This window comes from Corynebacterium meridianum, assembly GCF_016342265.1.
Classification (GTDB): Bacteria; Actinomycetota; Actinomycetes; order Mycobacteriales; family Mycobacteriaceae; genus Corynebacterium; species Corynebacterium meridianum.
In genome coordinates this window covers 392,894-409,035 of record NZ_JAEIOS010000013.1, presented here as the reverse complement: position 1 = coordinate 409,035, position 16,142 = coordinate 392,894, and the positions used below count along the sequence as shown (strand labels likewise).

Here is a 16,142-nt window from a genome sequence, read left to right as displayed (position 1 = left end):
CCGCGTTTTTCAAACCACGGGCACAAGCCCCGTACCCGGGTAACGGCCGGCTCAACCTCCGTGTGCGGAGGCTCAGCGGACCGTTACCCGAAACTGGGAGATTTTCTCGGGAATGCTTGGCCGAAACTCAGTTGAGTGACAGCCAGACCCCTCTTGTTCTCCGGATCTGTCCGGTTTTCCGCCCGGTCACGCCGGCCGGTGCGGTACCGGTCGACGGTCCCGGGCGGCTTGTCCGGGAAGGAATATCCGGATCAGGTTCCTCCCCGGACCGGCGCTCTCCTAGTTGGAGGTGCCGTTGCGCTCGGCGATGATCTCGGCCGCGACGTTCGTCGGAACCTCGGCGTAGGAGTCGAAGATCATCGAGTAGTTCGCGCGACCCTGCGTCTTGGAGCGCAGGTCACCGACGTAACCGAACATCTGGGACAGCGGGACCTTGGCCTTGACGACTTTGGCGCCGGCGCGGTCCTCCATGGCCTGGACCTGGCCACGGCGGGAGTTGACGTCGCCGATGACCTCACCCATGTACTCCTCGGGGGTGGTGACCTCGACGGCCATCACGGGCTCGAGCAGCACGGGCTTCGCCTTCGCGACAGCCTCCTTCAGCGCCTGGGAACCGGCGACCTTGAAGGCCATTTCGGAGGAGTCGACCTCGTGGTACTGACCGTCGAGAAGCGATGCCTTGATGTTCACCAGCGGGAAGCCGGCGAGGTAGCCGTACTGCATGGCGTCGCGGATACCGGCGTCGACGGACGGGATGTACTCGCGGGGCACGCGACCACCGGTGACGGCGTTCTCGAACTTGTAGGTCGCGGACTCGCCTTCCTCCAGCTCCTCCGGATCCGGCGAGTAGGGCTCGAGGGCGATGACGACCTTCGCGAACTGGCCGGAACCACCTGTCTGCTTCTTGTGGGTGTACTCGAGCTTCTCGACGGGCTTGCGGATCGTCTCACGGTAGGCGACCTGCGGGGCGCCGACGTTCGCCTCGACCTTGAACTCGCGACGCATCCGGTCGACGAGGACGTCGAGGTGAAGCTCGCCCATGCCGCCGATGACGGTCTGGCCGGTCTCGTCGTCCAGCTTGACGGTGAAGGTGGGGTCCTCTTCAGCGAGCTTCTGGATGGCGGTACCGAGCTTCTCCTGGTCGGCCTTGGACTTCGGCTCGATGGCGACCTGCAGAACCGGGTCCGGGAAGTCCATGGACTCCAGGATGATCTGGTCGTTGAGGTCACACAGGGTGTCGCCGGTGGTGGTGTCCTTGAGGCCGATGAACGCGTAGATGTTACCTGCGCGTGCCTCGTCGACCGGGTTCTCCTTGTTGGCGTGCATCTGGAACAGCTTGCCGATGCGCTCCTTGTTGCCCTTGGTCGCGTTCATGACCTGGGCACCCGGATCGACGCGACCCGAGTAGACGCGAACGAAGGTCAGCTTGCCGAAGAACGGGTGCGCGGCGATCTTGAAGGCCAGCGCGGAGAAGGGCTCGTCGACACTGGGCTTACGGGACATCTCGACGGCGTCGTCGCCGACCTTGTGGCCGTGAACCTCGCCGATGTCCAGAGGAGTCGGGAGGTAGTCGATGACGGCGTCGAGCAGCGGCTGGATGCCCTTGTTCTTGTAGGCGGAGCCACAGAGAACCGGGAAGACCTCGGAGTTGACGGTCATCTTCCGGATGGCGCCCTTGATCTCCTCGATCGACAGGCCGTCACCACCGAAGTACTTCTCCATGAGCTCTTCGTCGGACTCCGCGACAGCCTCGAGCAGCTTCTCGCGGTACTCCTCGGCGAGCTCCTTGAGATCCTCGGGGATCTCCTCGAAGGTCGGCTCGGTTCCGATGTCGACCTTGCCGCGCCAGGTGATCGCGCGCATGTTCAGCAGGTCGACGACACCGTCGAAGTCGTCCTCTGCACCGATGGGCAGCTGGAGAACCAGCGGCTTGGCGCCGAGGCGCTCGATGATCGTCTTGACGGTGAAGTAGAAGTCGGCGCCCAGCTTGTCCATCTTGTTGACGAAGCAGATACGCGGGACCTCGTACTTCGCGGCCTGACGCCACACCTGCTCCGACTGGGGCTCGACGCCCTCCTTGCCGTCGAACACGGCGACCGCGCCGTCGAGGACGCGCAGGGAGCGCTCGACCTCGACGGTGAAGTCGACGTGACCGGGGGTGTCGATGATGTTGATCTGGTTGTTGTTCCAGAAACAGGTGACCGCGGCGGAGGTGATGGTGATGCCGCGCTCCTTCTCCTGCTCCATCCAGTCGGTGGTCGAAGCACCGTCGTGGGTCTCGCCGACCTTCCGGTTGATACCGGTGTAGAAGAGAATTCGCTCGGTAGCGGTGGTCTTGCCGGCATCGATGTGGGCCATGATGCCGATGTTGCGGACCTTATTCAGGTCAGTAAGCACTTCTTGTGCCACAGTGTTCCCCAAACTCGTTGGTTCTTGGTGATTGCCCGGACGTCTGCCCGGACGGTGTTGTCACCGGTGGATATGAATTCTTTGCCGTACCGCGCCACGGCCCGTACACGGGCCAGCCGCCCATAGAGAGCTTAGGCGCTCCGGGTGAACCGGAGGTGAACGGCGCCGGCTGTGCCGCAACCCGCATCGTCGTGGACGCGGGCCGGAAACGACCGACCTTCGACTAGCGCAATGACCCCGACACCGGACCACGTCGTCCCGGCCGTGTCGAATACGCGGGGCATCCGGGACGGCGGGTGTGACACGGTGTGAACGGCGAGGGGGCCATCAGCTCGTCTACGCTCTTACCAGCGGTAGTGGGCGAAGGCGCGGTTGGCCTCGGCCATCTTGTGGGTGTCCTCGCGACGCTTCACCGAGGCACCGAGGCCGTTGGCGGCATCCAGGATCTCGTTGGCGAGACGCTCGGTCATCGTCTTCTCCCGGCGCTGGCGCGTGAAGTTCACGAGCCACCGCAGGGCGAGGGTGTTGGCGCGGCCAGGGCGAACCTCGACGGGCACCTGGTAGGTGGCGCCACCGACACGGCGGGAACGGACCTCGAGATCGGGCTTCACGTTGCCGAGAGCCTTCTCGAGGGTACCGACGGGATCGGTTCCGGTCTTCTCGCGGCAGGTCTCGAGCGCGCCGTAGACGATGCGCTGTGCGGTGGACTTCTTGCCGTCCAGGAGCACCTTGTTGACGAGCTGGGTCACGAGCTCGGAGTTGTAGACCGGATCCTTGACTACTTCGCGCTTCGGCGCTGCAGACTTACGCATGTCTTACTTCTCCTTCTTCGCGCCGTAGCGGGAACGGGCCTGCTTGCGGTCCTTGACACCCTGGGTGTCGAGGGAACCACGGACGATCTTGTAACGGACACCGGGAAGGTCCTTCACACGGCCGCCGCGCACGAGCACCATGGAGTGCTCCTGCAGGTTGTGGCCCTCACCCGGGATGTAGGCGGAGACCTCGATGCCGGAGGTCAGGCGGACACGCGCGACCTTACGGAGCGCCGAGTTCGGCTTCTTCGGGGTGGTGGTGTACACGCGGGTGCACACGCCACGACGCTGGGGAGAACCCTTGAGCGCCGCGGTCTTCACCTTGGTGGTCTTATCATGGCGGCCCTTACGGACCAACTGCTGAATAGTGGGCATGAACCGTCTTTCTTGTCTGATCGGCTTCCTCGGTTCGATGTCGCCGACCGAGTACTGTACGTTCCTTGCTTGTCGCCTGAAATCGCTGAAACTCATGAAAACGCGCGAAACCCAGTCAGCCGCTCTCGCTGGCCTACCGGGGAAATTCAGGCTCCCACCATGGAGACGTGGGACTGATTGAACAGAGTACCCCATCAGTCACAGATAAACCAACTCCCCACCGCGGCACAGCCCATTTCATCCGGCGGACACACCCTGATCTGTGACCCGGGCCGGCCCCGATCACCCGCCGGAACACACAGTCCGGTCCCGCCCGGTACACGGGAAAAGCCCCCGGCGTACGTGCGTGTGCACGCGTGCCGGGGGCTTGACCGGAGCGGTGGTCGTACCGCTCCCCCGCCTGTGCTAGCTGTAGTCGTCCAGCGGGACGGAGGCGCCGGTGAACTCACCGTAGCCGTCGTCGCCGTAGATCGAGTCACCGTAGGTCGGGATGGCGTAAGCCGCGTTCCGCGCCGCCTCGGTCGGCTTGACCGAGATGTTGCGGTAACGGGAGATACCGGTACCGGCCGGAATGAGCTTACCGATGATCACGTTCTCCTTGAGCCCGATGAGCTTGTCGGAGCGCTTGTTGATCGCCGCGTCGGTGAGCACCCGGGTGGTCTCCTGGAAGGAGGCCGCCGACAGCCAGGACTCGGTCGCGAGCGAGGCCTTGGTGATACCCATGATCTCGCTGCGCAGGGCAGCGACCTCGCCACCGGCCGCGCGGGCCTCGGCGTTGGCGAGCTTCGCCTCGGCGAGGTCCACGAGCGTCCCGGGGAGGAACTCGGTGGAGCCGGACTCGATGACGGTACCGCGACGCAGCATCTGGCGGATGATGATCTCGATGTGCTTGTCGTGGATCGCCACACCCTGTGCACGGTAGACCGCCTGCACCTCGTCGATGAGGTGCTGCTCGACGCCGCGGCGCCCGAGAACCTCGAGGACATCGTGCGGGTCGGCGGGACCGCGGAGCAGCCGGTCGCCCACATCGACGTGGTCGCCCTCCTGCAGTGTGCGGTCGATGTGCGAGCCCGGAGCGTACTCCATCGGGGCGTTGATCATCGCGAGGCCCTGTCGCTTGGACAGCTTCTCGTAAACGACCTCGTCCGAACCGTCGTCCGGCGTGATGGTCAGGGTCCAGAAGTTGCCCTCGTCCTCGAGGTGGACCGTACCGGCCACCGACGCGATCGGAGCCTTGTTCTTCGGGACACGGGCCTCGAAGAGCTCCTGGACACGGGGCAGACCGCCGGTGATGTCGCCACCGACACCACCCTGGTGGAACGTACGCATGGTCAGCTGCGTACCGGGCTCACCGATCGACTGTGCGGCGACGATGCCGACAGCCTCACCGATGTCGACCTGCTTGCCGGAGGCCATGGAACGGCCGTAGCACTTGGCGCAGACACCGGTCGGGGTCTGGCAGGTGAGGACGCTACGGAGCTTGACCTCCGCGACGCCTGCCTCGACGAGAGCGTCGATCTCGAGCTCGCCCAGATCGGCACCCGCCTCGAGGATGACCTCGCCGGACGCGTTCTTGGCGTCAGCGGCGAGAACCCGACCGGTGACCGAGGTCTCGGTGAGCTGATGCCTGCGGTGACCGGTGACGTTGCCCAGCGCGTCGGTGACCTCGACCGCGACCGGGGCCTTGACACCCTGGCGGGTGGCGCAGTCCTCCTCGCGGACGATGACGTCCTGCGCGACGTCCACGAGACGACGGGTCAGGTATCCCGAGTCGGCGGTACGCAGCGCGGTGTCGGCCAGGCCCTTACGCGAACCGTGGGAGTTGTTGAAGTACTCCAGAACGGACAGTCCCTCGCGGAAGGAGGTCTTGATCGGGCGGGTGATGTAGTCACCCTTCGAGTTCACGACCATGCCCTTCATGCCCGCCAGTGTCCAGATCTGGCGCATGTTACCGGCGGCGCCGGACTTCACGATCATCGGGATCGGGTTGTCGTCGGGGTACATGTCCTCAACGGCCTTACCCACGGTGTCCGTGGCGTCCTTCCAGAGCTCGACCAGACGGTCGTAGCGCTCACGCTCGGTGAGTGCGCCCTGGACCCAGTACTTGCGTTCGACCTCACGCGCCTCGGCCTCGTAGCGGTCGAGGATCTCGGCCTTGTTCGGCAGAACGAGCACGTCGGACATCGTGATGGTGACACCGGACCGGGTGGCCCAGTAGAAACCGGCGTCCTTCATCTTGTCCATCGTCTGCGCGACGGTGATCATCGGATACCGCGAGGCGAGATCGTTGATGACGTCACCGAGCATGATCTTGTCGGTGCCGCCGCCCTTACGGACCATGACGCCCTCGAGGTACGGGTAGTTCCACGGCAGCAGATCGTTGAACATGATGCGGCCGAGGGTGGTGTGCGCCATCCAGACGTCGCCACGCTTCCAGCCATCGGGGAACTGCTCCGCCTCGATGTCCGCCGGGGGACGCAGGTGCGAGATGCGGACCTTGATCGGGGCCTGCAGGCCCAGCACACCTCGGTCGTAGGCCATGATAGCCTCGGCGAAGGAGCTGTAGACACCGCGCTCGGGACCATTCTCGGTCGCGGGCTCGTACGCGCCCTGGCCGCCCAGCTCGTCGGGGTTCTTGTCCAGCGTGAGGAAGTACAGACCCGTGACCATGTCCAGGCGGGGCATGGCCAGCGGCTTGCCGGACGCCGGGGAGAGGATGTTGTTCGAGGCGAGCATCAGGATGCGGGCCTCGGCCTGGGCCTCCGCGGACAGCGGCAGGTGGACGGCCATCTGGTCACCGTCGAAGTCGGCGTTGAAGGCCTCACAGGCGAGCGGGTGCAGCTGGATGGCCTTGCCCTCGACGAGCACGGGCTCGAAGGCCTGGATACCCAGGCGGTGCAGGGTGGGGGCACGGTTCAGCATCACGGGGTGCTCGGAGATGGCCTCCTCGAGCACGTCCCAGACCTCGGGGCGCTGACGCTCGACCATGCGCTTCGCGGACTTGATGTTCTGCGCGTACTCGCGCTCCACGAGGCGCTTCATGACGAAGGGCTTGAACAGTTCCAGCGCCATCAGCTTCGGCAGGCCGCACTCGTGCAGACGGAGCTGCGGGCCGACGATGATCACGGAACGACCGGAGTAGTCGACGCGTTTACCGAGCAGGTTCTGACGGAAGCGACCCTGCTTGCCCTTGAGGAGATCGGACAGCGACTTCAGCGGGCGGTTGCCCGGGCCGGTGACCGGACGGCCGCGACGACCGTTGTCGAACAGCGCGTCAACGGACTCCTGCAGCATCCGCTTCTCGTTGTTGACGATGATCTCGGGGGCGCCGAGATCGATCATCCGCTTGAGGCGGTTGTTGCGGTTGATCACGCGACGGTAGAGGTCGTTCAGATCGGAGGTGGCGAACCGGCCACCGTCGAGCTGGACCATCGGGCGCAGCTCCGGCGGGATGACCGGGATGCTGTCCAGGACCATGCCGGCCGGGTCGTTGCCGGAGCGCTGGAACGCGGCGACGACCTTGAGGCGCTTGAGTGCGCGGGCCTTCTTCTGGCCCTTGCCCTCGTTGATGATGGTGCGCAGTTCCTCGGCCTCGGCGTCGAGGTCGAAGTTGCGGATGAGCGTCTGGATGGCCTCCGCGCCCATGCCGCCGGTGAAGTAGTCCTCGTAGCGATCGACGAGCTCGGAGTAGATCGTCTCGTCAACGATCATCTGCTTCGGGGCGAGCTTGACGAAGGTGTTCCAGATCTCGTCGAGGCGCGCGACCTCGCGCTCCGCGCGCTCGCGGATGTGCTGCATCTCCTTGTCGGCGGCGTTCTGCACCTTACGGCGCGCGTCGGCCTTGGCACCGGCGGCCTCGAGCTCGGCGAGGTCCTCCTCGAGCTTCTGGGCCCGGTCGGCGATGTCGGACTCGGCGTCGGCCTCGACGTCCTTCTTCTCCAGGAGCATCTCGGCTTCGAGAGTGGACAGGTCGTTGTGACGGGCCTCGTCGTCGACGGAGGTGATGATGTTCGCCGCGAAGTAGATGATGCGTTCAAGGTTCTTGGGCGCGAGATCCAGCAGGTAGCCGAGACGCGATGGGACACCCTTGAAGTACCAGATGTGGGTGACCGGAGCGGCGAGCTCGATGTGTCCCATGCGCTCACGACGCACCTTGGACTTGGTCACCTCGACGCCGCAGCGCTCACAGATGATGCCCTTGTAGCGGACGCGCTTGTACTTGCCGCAGGCGCACTCCCAGTCGCGGGTGGGTCCGAAGATCCGCTCGCAGAACAGGCCGTCCTTCTCGGGCTTGAGGGTTCGGTAGTTGATGGTCTCCGGCTTTTTGACCTCGCCCTTGGACCAGCGGCGAATGTCGTCGGCCGTAGCAAGGCCGATGCGGAGTTCGTCGAAGAAGTTGACGTCGAGCACGTAACTCCCTTTCCCCCCGTCTCTCCGGGGGTGTTGTGTGAAGAAAAAGAATATCGGTGATTAGCTGCCCGTCCCGCGGGCCGCCCGCCCCGGTGGGGGGACGGCCGCGGTCAGACCGTCGTGCGGATCCGGGTGACCGTCAGGCCACGTCGTCGGTTCGCTCGTCGCGGGACAGGTTGATGCCCAGTGAGGCACCCGCCTGGTCGAACTCGTCGTCGTCGGTGGTCCCGAGTTCCATCGGGGTGCCGTCGGCCGAGAGGACCTCGACGTTGAGGCACAGCGACTGGAGCTCCTTGAGCAGGACCTTGAACGACTCCGGGATACCCGGGTCCGGGATGTTCTCGCCCTTGACGATGGCCTCGTAGACCTTGACGCGGCCGACGACGTCGTCGGACTTGATGGTCAGGAGTTCCTGCAGGGTGTAGGCGGCGCCGTATGCCTGCATCGCCCACACCTCCATCTCACCGAAGCGCTGTCCACCGAACTGGGCCTTACCACCGAGCGGCTGCTGGGTGATCATGGAGTACGGGCCGGTGGAGCGGGCGTGGATCTTCTCGTCGACCAGGTGGTGCAGCTTCAGCATGTACATGTAGCCGACCGACACCGGGTACGGGAAGGGCTCACCGGAGCGACCGTCGAACAGCTGCGCCTTGCCGTTGCCGTCGACCAGCGTCTGGCCGTCACGGTTCGGGCGGGAGTTCGCGAGCAGGCCCGCAAGCTCCTCGTTGGAGGCACCGTCGAACACCGGCGTGGCGGTGAGGGACTCCGGCGGGACGTCGTAGAGCGACTCGGGCAGGGTCTTGATGAGCTCGGCGTTCTTGACGTCCTCCGGGTCCACGTGCCAACCGGCGGCGGCGAGCCAACCGAGGTGCACCTCGAGGACCTGGCCGATGTTCATACGACGCGGGACACCGTGGGTGTTCAGGATGATGTCCACCGGGGTGCCGTCGGGCAGGAAGGGCATGTCCTCGGCGGGGAGGATCTTGCCGACGACGCCCTTGTTGCCGTGACGTCCGGCGAGCTTGTCACCGTCCTGGATCTTGCGCTTCTGGGCGACGTAGACGCGGATCATCTCGTTGACGCCGGCCGCGAGGTCGTCATCGTCTTCGCGGGAGAAGCGGCGCACACCGATGACCTTGCCGGTCTCACCGTGCGGAACCTTCATGGAGGTGTCGCGGACCTCGCGGGCCTTCTCACCGAAGATGGCACGCAGGAGGCGCTCCTCGGGGGTCAGCTCGGTCTCGCCCTTCGGCGTGACCTTGCCGACCAGGATGTCGCCGTCACGGACGTCGGCGCCGATGCGCACGATTCCGCGGTCGTCGAGATCCTTGAGGACCTCCTCGGAGACGTTCGGGATCTCGCGGGTGATCTCCTCGGCACCGAGCTTGGTGTCGCGGGCGTCGATCTCGTGCTCCTCAATGTGGATCGAGGTGAGGACGTCCTCCTCCACCAGGCGCTGGTTGAGGATGATCGCGTCCTCGTAGTTGTGACCCTCCCACGGCATGAACGCGACGAGCAAGTTCCGGCCGAGCGCCATCTCACCCTTGTGGGTACCGGGGCCGTCTGCGAGGACCTGGCCCTCCTCGACACGGTCGCCCATGTTGACGAGGGGCTTCTGGTTGTAGCAGGTGCCCTGGTTCGTCCGCTGGAACTTCCGCAGCATGTAGGTGTCGCGGATGCCGTCGTCGCCCATCACGGTGATGAAGTCGGCGGCGATGTTCTCGACGACACCGGCCTTGTTGGAGATGATGAGGTCACCGGCGTCGTAGGCGGCCCGGAGCTCCATGCCGGTGCCGACGTACGGCGACTCGGCGCGGACCAGCGGAACGGCCTGCTTCTGCATGTTCGCACCCATCAGGGCACGGTTGGCGTCGTCGTGCTCGAGGAAGGGGATCATCGCCGTGCCGACGGAGACCATCTGGCGGGGCGAGACGTCCATGTAGTCGATGCGCTCACGGTCGACGACCTCGTTGTCGCCACCCTTCATGCGCACGACGACCTGTTCCTCGGTGATCAGACCGTTCTCGTCGTAGGGCGTGTTCGCCTGCGCGACGACGTGCCGGTCCTCCTCGTCCGCGGTGAGATAGTCGATCTCGTCGGTCAGTCGACCGTCGATGACCTTGCGGTACGGGGTCTCGATGAACCCGAAGGGGTTGATCCGGGCGTAGGAGGACAGCGAACCGATCAGGCCGATGTTGGGGCCCTCAGGGGTCTCGATCGGGCACATGCGCCCGTAGTGCGAGGGGTGCACGTCGCGGACCTCGATGCCGGCACGCTCACGGGAGAGGCCACCGGGGCCGAGCGCGGAGAGACGCCGCTTGTGCGTCAGACCGGACAGGGAGTTGTTCTGGTCCATGAACTGCGACAGCTGCGAGGTTCCGAAGAACTCGCGGATCGCCGCGGAGACCGGGCGCACGTTGATCAGCGACGTCGGTGTGATCGACTCGGCGTCCTGGGTGGTCATGCGCTCACGGACGACGCGCTCCATGCGGGACAGACCGACGCGGACCTGGTTCTGGATGAGCTCACCGACGGTACGCAGACGACGGTTGCCGAAGTGGTCGATGTCGTCGGTCTCGACCGGGATGGTCGTTCCGGCGGGCGACTTCATGGAGGTCTCGCCGGCGTGCAGCCGGACGAGGTACTCGATCGTGGTTGCGATGTCGTCCTCTGTCAGCGTGAGGTTGCCCTCGTTGTCGCCGCCGAGTCCCAGCTTGCGGTTGACCTTGTAGCGTCCGACCTTGGCCAGGTCGTAGCGCTTGGCGTTGAAGAAGGAGTTCTCCAGGAGCGACTGCGCGAGATCGCGCGTGGGCTGCTCGCCGGGACGCTGCTTGCGGTAGATCTCCAGCAGGGCCTCGTCGGTGTTGGAGACACCGTCGGCCTCAAGGGTCGACATCATGATCTCGGAGAAGCCGAAGCGCTCCACGATCTGCTCTGTGGTCCAGCCGAGTGCCTTCAGCAGCACGGTGACGGGCTGACGGCGCTTCCGGTCGATGCGGACACCGACGGTGTCGCGCTTGTCGACGTCGAACTCGAGCCATGCACCACGGGAGGGGATGACCTTCACGGCGTGCAGGGGCCGCTCGGTGGACTTGTCTATGGTCTGGTCGAAGTACACACCGGGCGAACGGACCAGCTGACTGACGACGACACGCTCCGTGCCGTTGACGATGAAGGTGCCCTTGTCGGTCATCATCGGGAAATCGCCGATGAAGACGGTCTGGGACTTGATCTCTCCGGTTTCGTTGTTGACGAACTCCGCCGTCACGTACAGCGGAGCGGAGTAGTTGATGTCCTTGTCCTTGCACTCATCGATAGAGTTCTTGACCTCTTCGAAGCGTGGCGTGGACAGGGACAGGGACATATTTCCGGAGTAATCCTGGATCGGGGACAGTTCCTCGAGGATGTCCTCCAGTCCACTGGTCACTCGGGCACCCTCAGGCGCTTCGGCCTGGGTGCGTTCACGCCACTCGGGCGTTCCGACGAGCCATGCGAACGACTCGAGCTGCAGGTCGAGAAGACCGGGCACCTCGATGGGCTCGGTGATCTTCGCGAACGAGTAACGCTGCGGAGCTCCGGGGATTTCGGTCACTGACTTGGTCTGGCGGGAGACTGCCAAGATGCGTCCTTCCAGCACCTCACGCGGTGGGCTCACCCACGACGATGGTGGGCCCGTTCCGCTAGAATTTTTAGCATGTGGTCTGCTGTGGAACCAATCATCTCCGGATAGCACTGAATGACCTTGTCAAACCGGGTTTTTCAACCGGTCTGGCCAAGGTCGGACAGGATAACCGGAAAGAGATTCCAGCGCAACGAGCTAGCCTATACCATTTTCTTCCGCCTGTAAAGCACCATTTTCAGGTCCCGCGTGCGACCGAACCGGGAGTCGCGCGACCGGGCCCCGAGAGGCACCTTCCGGCGCCACCCTAACAGATCGCCGGCCACCCGGCCCCGCCAACTCCCGTGCGGTGCGTCGTCACAGGTTCTCCGTCGCCCCGGACGATCTCCTCCCGCGGAGGATGCGGCCGCCGGACAGCGCCCCGATCAGTCCGACGAGCAGAAGCAGGGTACCGAGAACCAGCAGCACGGTGGTGATCGTGCGCTGTCCGGACCCGTCCGGTATCCGTTCGGCCTGCGCGATGAGCCGATCGACGGATTCATCCGTCCCGGCTCCCTGGAAGACGAGAACCTGCTCGCGGCGTTCCCCGTCCCGGGTCCCGTAGTAGGTCTCGAGGTTCTCGTGGATGTCCACGACCAGTCCCGTTTCGGTGTCCACGTACCAGTCGCGGTCGGCCGAGTAGAACAGGTAGCCAGGTTCGGTGCCGCCGTCCGCGGTCTCGAACGTCGTGGTGTTGAACATGTCCGCGTACCGCGTGGCCAGGTTCGTCGGTTCGATCGTCTGCCGGTAGACGTTGAGCTGTCGTCCACCACGTTCGACGGTGTCTTTGTAGACTGCGGGCGCACCCCCCCGCAGGGTGGCGTCGAAGACCTCGTAGGTCGTCTTCGCGGGGTCGGAGGGGAACTTCGCCCAGAGTCCGGTCATGGGCACCTGGGTCGGCGGGATACCGAGCTGGGACGTCATCGTCGCCGGGCCGACAGCTTCGCCGGTTGTCCGGTCCATGACGAAACTCCACACGGAGGCATCGACGAGGCGCTCGATGTCGTCCTCGTTGGCCTCACGCATCATCGTGGATCCGATCCGCACGGTCACGGTCTCCGCATCGGCGGGGTCGAGGAGCTCGACGTGATGCTGGCGGATGACCGCCGCCTGCACGATCTCACCCGGACCGGGGTTCAACGTGGTCCGGGCATTCTCGTCGCGCACCGTCAGCGTGGTGTCCTGAAGGGTCAGCGGCAGTCTGCCGTCGTCATGGAAGAAGTACGGTGACACCAGCCCCCAGGTGACCAGTGCGGCCCCCAGACCGAGGATCAGCACCGAAAAAATACGCGACTTCGCAAGCATGACCCGATGCTACCCCGCGCACCGGTCGGTGATGAAGATCGGTTTTGGCGTCCTATCAGTCATCGATCATGCCTCGGGACACGAAAAACGGCCCGCAGATTTCCGTGGAGAAGGAAATCTGCGGGCCGTTCGGGTGCCACCGTCACGCGGTGGAGGAAGTGAATCCCGGGGGATTACTTCAGGGAGACCTTGGCGCCGGCCTCTTCGAGCTTGGTCTTGGCAGCCTCAGCGTCGTCCTTGGACGCACCCTCGAGGATCGCCTTCGGAGCGGACTCGACGAGCTCCTTGGCTTCCTTCAGACCCAGGCCGGAGACGATCTCACGGACAGCCTTGATCACGCCGATCTTCTTGGCGCCGGCATCCTCGAGAACGACGTCGAACTCGTCCTTCTCCTCCTCAGCGGCGGCAGCGGCACCGGGGGCGCCGGCGGCGACGGCGGCGACCGGAGCGGCGGCGGTGACGTCGAAGGTGTCCTCGAAGAGCTTCACGAACTCGGAGAGCTCGATGAGGGTCATTTCCTTGAAGGCCTCGATGAGCTCGTCATTGGTGAACTTAGCCATGGTGGCAGTCCTTTCAGTTGGTGGCCCGGACGCACCGGGCCGAAAAGTTTGTGCTGTGGTCTAACTCTGTACGTCTCGTGCCGTGCGGCAGGAGTCGTCTTATTCTTCGCCCTGCTTCTTTTCCTGGAGCGCAGCGCTGAGGCGTGCGATCTGGGAAGCCGGTGCGTTGAACAGGCCTGCGGCCTTTGCCAAGCTGCCCTGCATGGCGCCCGCCAGTTTCGCGAGAGTGGTCTCGCGGTTATCCAGCTCGGCGATGGCTTCAACCTGAGCCGCGCTCAGGAATTCGCCGTCCATGTAGCCACCCTTGACCACGAACGCCTTGTTGTCCTTGCCGAAGTCCTTCATCGCCTTGGCTGCGTCAACAGCCTCGCCCTTGATGAAGGCGATTGCGGTGGGACCGGTCAGGACGTCATCAAGACCTTCGACGCCGGCTTCTTTCGCAGCCAGCTTGATCATGGTGTTCTTGGCGACGGAGTAGGTGACATCCGAGCCGAGAGCCCGACGCAGTTCGGTGGTCTGAGCCACGGAGAGGCCGCGGTACTCGGTGAGCACGACGGCGTTGGTGGACTCAAAGCGCTGCTTGAGTTCAGCCACTGCGGCGACGTTCTTTGCGTTAGCCATTACTTCGCCTCCTTCCTCATGTGTGTAGGTCGTCTGATCCGCCGGGACTCCGCCGCGCCTCCGACCGTGTGAACGGTGGAGACATGACAAAGCCCCGTGCAAGAGCACGGGGGGCACACCTCTGGAAAGAGGGAGGCTCCAAGTGTCTCCTGCGTGGGCCGTTCCGCGGGGCGGAAACCTTCGATCCCCTTTACGGGGATGACCGACGGTCTTCGGTGAAACTTGAGCTCGTCGCGTTGAGAAACGCGCCGTTCAAACTTCGATGGGCCAGTCTAGGCACGCGGACCCGGCAGGTCAAATCACGGGTGGTTACTCCCCCGTGGGTACGCTCCCCGGGCACTCCCCTGAGGGTGGCGGACCGGAGACGCGGAGAGCCCCGCGTTCCGTCACGGAGGACGGTAGGCGGGGCTCTCCGGTCGACCCGGCGGTCAGGTCAGCTGACCTAGACCTGGGGCTCGTCGAGGTAGTTCTTCACCACGGTGTTGTCCACGGGGATACCGGGGCCGTTGGTGGAGGAGATGGTGACCTTCTTCAGGTAGGCACCCTTCGAGGAGGAGGGCTTGAGGCGCAGCAGCTCGTCGATGAGAGCGCCGTAGTTCTCCGCCAGCTTCTCGGCGTCGAAGGAGGCCTTACCCAGCACGGCGTGCAGGTTGGAGGCCTTGTCGACGCGGAAGGAGATCTTGCCGCCCTTGATCTCGGTGACGGCCTTCGCGACGTCCATGGTCACGGTGCCGGTCTTCGGGTTGGGCATGAGGCCACGGGGGCCGAGGACGCGGGCGACGCGGCCGACCTTGGCCATCTGGTCCGGGGTGGCGATCGCGGCGTCGAAGTCGGTCCAACCGCCCTGGATCTTCTCGATCAGTTCGTCGGTTCCGACCATGTCGGCGCCGGCTTCTTCGGCCTGGGTCGCTTTCTCGCCTGCGGCGAAGACGACGACGCGGACGGTCTTACCGGTGCCGTTCGGCAGGGAGACGGTGCCGCGGACGAGCTGGTCCGCCTTGCGGGGGTCGACGCCCAGACGGATGGCGACGTCGACGGTGGCGTCGAAGTTGTCGGAGGAGGTCTCCTTGACCAGACGGGCGGCCTCGATCGGGACGTAGATACGGCCCGCGTCGATCTTCTCGGCCTTGGCGCGGTATGCCTTGGACTGCTTGCTCATTGTGATTCCTTAGTTTTCAGATGGTGAAAAGCGGGTGGGAATTTGTGGTGCGGGCCGAAGCGGGCCCTCCCACATGCTCCGCTCCCGGTGTCCCGGGAACGGAGCGGACGGGTTACTAGCCCTCGACCTCGATACCCATGGAACGGGCGGTGCCCGCGATGATCTTCGCCGCGGCGTCGATGTCGTTCGCGTTGAGGTCTTCCTTCTTGGTCTCCGCGATCTCCTTGACCTGCGCCATGGTGACCTTGCCCACCTTCTGGGTGTGCGGGACGCCGGAGCCCTTCTGCAGGCCTGCGGCCTTCAGCAGCAGCTTCGCCGCCGGCGGGGTCTTCAGCTTGAACTCGAAGGATCGGTCCTCGAAGACGGTGATCTCGACGGGGACCACGTTGCCGCGCTGCTGTTCGGTGGCGGCGTTGTAGGCCTTGCAGAATTCCATGATGTTGACACCATGGGCACCCAGGGCGGGGCCGACCGGCGGGGCCGGGTTGGCCTGTCCCGCCTGGATCTGCAGCTTGATCAGGCCGGTGACCTTTTTCTTCTTCTTCGGGGGCATCGTTGTACCTCTTCCTTGTTACCGACGGCGGCGGCCGATGTCCGTGGGCGGGCGTGACGGGAACGTTCCGTTCGGGTCACGCACAACCACCGTCGTCGTCCGGATGCCGGGCCCCACCCGCAGTTCCGACTGCGTTGAAGGTGTAACCCGGCCACCGGGGATTGATGTGTGTGGTGTTCCCGGAGCCCTGTGCACGGATGCACAGGCTTTCCGGGTCGACGTGTCCCCTTCCTCAGCTCCTCCGCCGTCTCCGACCTCCGGGAGCTGCGATCCGGGCACA

10 protein-coding genes are annotated in these 16,142 nt (G+C 64.8%); all 10 read right to left on the bottom strand.

The features are described from left to right. Nucleotides 1-279: 279 nt before the first annotated feature. The 10 genes from fusA to rplK all read right to left on the bottom strand — a co-directional run bounded on the left by fusA (nt 280) and on the right by rplK (nt 15,862). Nucleotides 280-2,409: an elongation factor G gene (gene fusA / locus JDV75_RS09685; RefSeq protein WP_198739012.1), complete on the bottom strand. Its 2,130-nt coding sequence runs from the start codon at nt 2,407-2,409 to the stop codon at nt 280-282. Nucleotides 2,410-2,753: 344 nt separating this feature from the next. After that, nucleotides 2,754-3,221, bottom strand: coding sequence for a 30S ribosomal protein S7 (gene rpsG / locus JDV75_RS09680; RefSeq protein WP_198734970.1), 468 nt, complete (start codon nt 3,219-3,221; stop codon nt 2,754-2,756). 3 nt (nt 3,222-3,224) lie between these two features. After that, nucleotides 3,225-3,596 carry a 30S ribosomal protein S12 gene (gene rpsL / locus JDV75_RS09675; RefSeq protein WP_198734971.1) on the bottom strand — a complete coding sequence of 124 codons (372 nt, stop codon included), beginning with the start codon at nt 3,594-3,596 and terminating at the stop codon, nt 3,225-3,227. Nucleotides 3,597-4,001: 405 nt separating this feature from the next. Continuing rightward, the gene (locus JDV75_RS09670) at nt 4,002-8,006 is read right to left on the bottom strand and encodes a DNA-directed RNA polymerase subunit beta' (RefSeq protein WP_198739011.1); all 4,005 of its coding nucleotides are present in this window, start codon (nt 8,004-8,006) and stop codon (nt 4,002-4,004) included. Between the two features lie 139 nt (nt 8,007-8,145). Beyond that, nucleotides 8,146-11,643: a DNA-directed RNA polymerase subunit beta gene (rpoB, locus tag JDV75_RS09665; RefSeq protein ID WP_198739125.1), complete on the bottom strand. Its 3,498-nt coding sequence runs from the start codon at nt 11,641-11,643 to the stop codon at nt 8,146-8,148. Nucleotides 11,644-11,982: 339 nt separating this feature from the next. Further along, the gene (pgfA, locus tag JDV75_RS09660; protein WP_198739010.1) at nt 11,983-12,969 is read right to left on the bottom strand and encodes a cell envelope lipid trafficking protein PgfA; all 987 of its coding nucleotides are present in this window, start codon (nt 12,967-12,969) and stop codon (nt 11,983-11,985) included. A 173-nt stretch (nt 12,970-13,142) separates the two neighbouring features. Next, nucleotides 13,143-13,529 (bottom strand): 50S ribosomal protein L7/L12, encoded by a 387-nt coding sequence (gene rplL / locus JDV75_RS09655; RefSeq protein ID WP_198739009.1) that lies wholly within the window; start codon nt 13,527-13,529, stop codon nt 13,143-13,145. A 99-nt stretch (nt 13,530-13,628) separates the two neighbouring features. Further along, on the bottom strand, nt 13,629-14,150 hold the full coding sequence (rplJ, locus tag JDV75_RS09650; protein ID WP_198739008.1) for a 50S ribosomal protein L10: 522 nt from the start codon (nt 14,148-14,150) through the stop codon (nt 13,629-13,631). A 442-nt stretch (nt 14,151-14,592) separates the two neighbouring features. Further along, the gene (gene rplA, locus JDV75_RS09645) at nt 14,593-15,309 is read right to left on the bottom strand and encodes a 50S ribosomal protein L1 (protein WP_198739007.1); all 717 of its coding nucleotides are present in this window, start codon (nt 15,307-15,309) and stop codon (nt 14,593-14,595) included. Between the two features lie 115 nt (nt 15,310-15,424). Next, nucleotides 15,425-15,862 (bottom strand): 50S ribosomal protein L11, encoded by a 438-nt coding sequence (gene rplK, locus JDV75_RS09640; protein WP_198734977.1) that lies wholly within the window; start codon nt 15,860-15,862, stop codon nt 15,425-15,427. Between the last annotated feature and the right edge of the window lie 280 nt (nt 15,863-16,142).

Excerpts from the sequence above, each read along its gene's own strand:
- pgfA (WP_198739010.1), bottom strand. The coding sequence starts at position 12,969 with ATGCTTGCGAAGTCGCGTATTTTTTCGGTGCTGATCCTCGGTCTGGGG.
- rpsG (WP_198734970.1), bottom strand. The coding sequence starts at position 3,221 with ATGCGTAAGTCTGCAGCGCCGAAGCGCGAAGTAGTCAAGGATCCGGTC.
- rplL (WP_198739009.1), bottom strand. The coding sequence starts at position 13,529 with ATGGCTAAGTTCACCAATGACGAGCTCATCGAGGCCTTCAAGGAAATG.
- rpsL (WP_198734971.1), bottom strand. The coding sequence starts at position 3,596 with ATGCCCACTATTCAGCAGTTGGTCCGTAAGGGCCGCCATGATAAGACC.
- rplJ (WP_198739008.1), bottom strand. The coding sequence starts at position 14,150 with ATGGCTAACGCAAAGAACGTCGCCGCAGTGGCTGAACTCAAGCAGCGC.
- rplA (WP_198739007.1), bottom strand. The coding sequence starts at position 15,309 with ATGAGCAAGCAGTCCAAGGCATACCGCGCCAAGGCCGAGAAGATCGAC.
- rplK (WP_198734977.1), bottom strand. The coding sequence starts at position 15,862 with ATGCCCCCGAAGAAGAAGAAAAAGGTCACCGGCCTGATCAAGCTGCAG.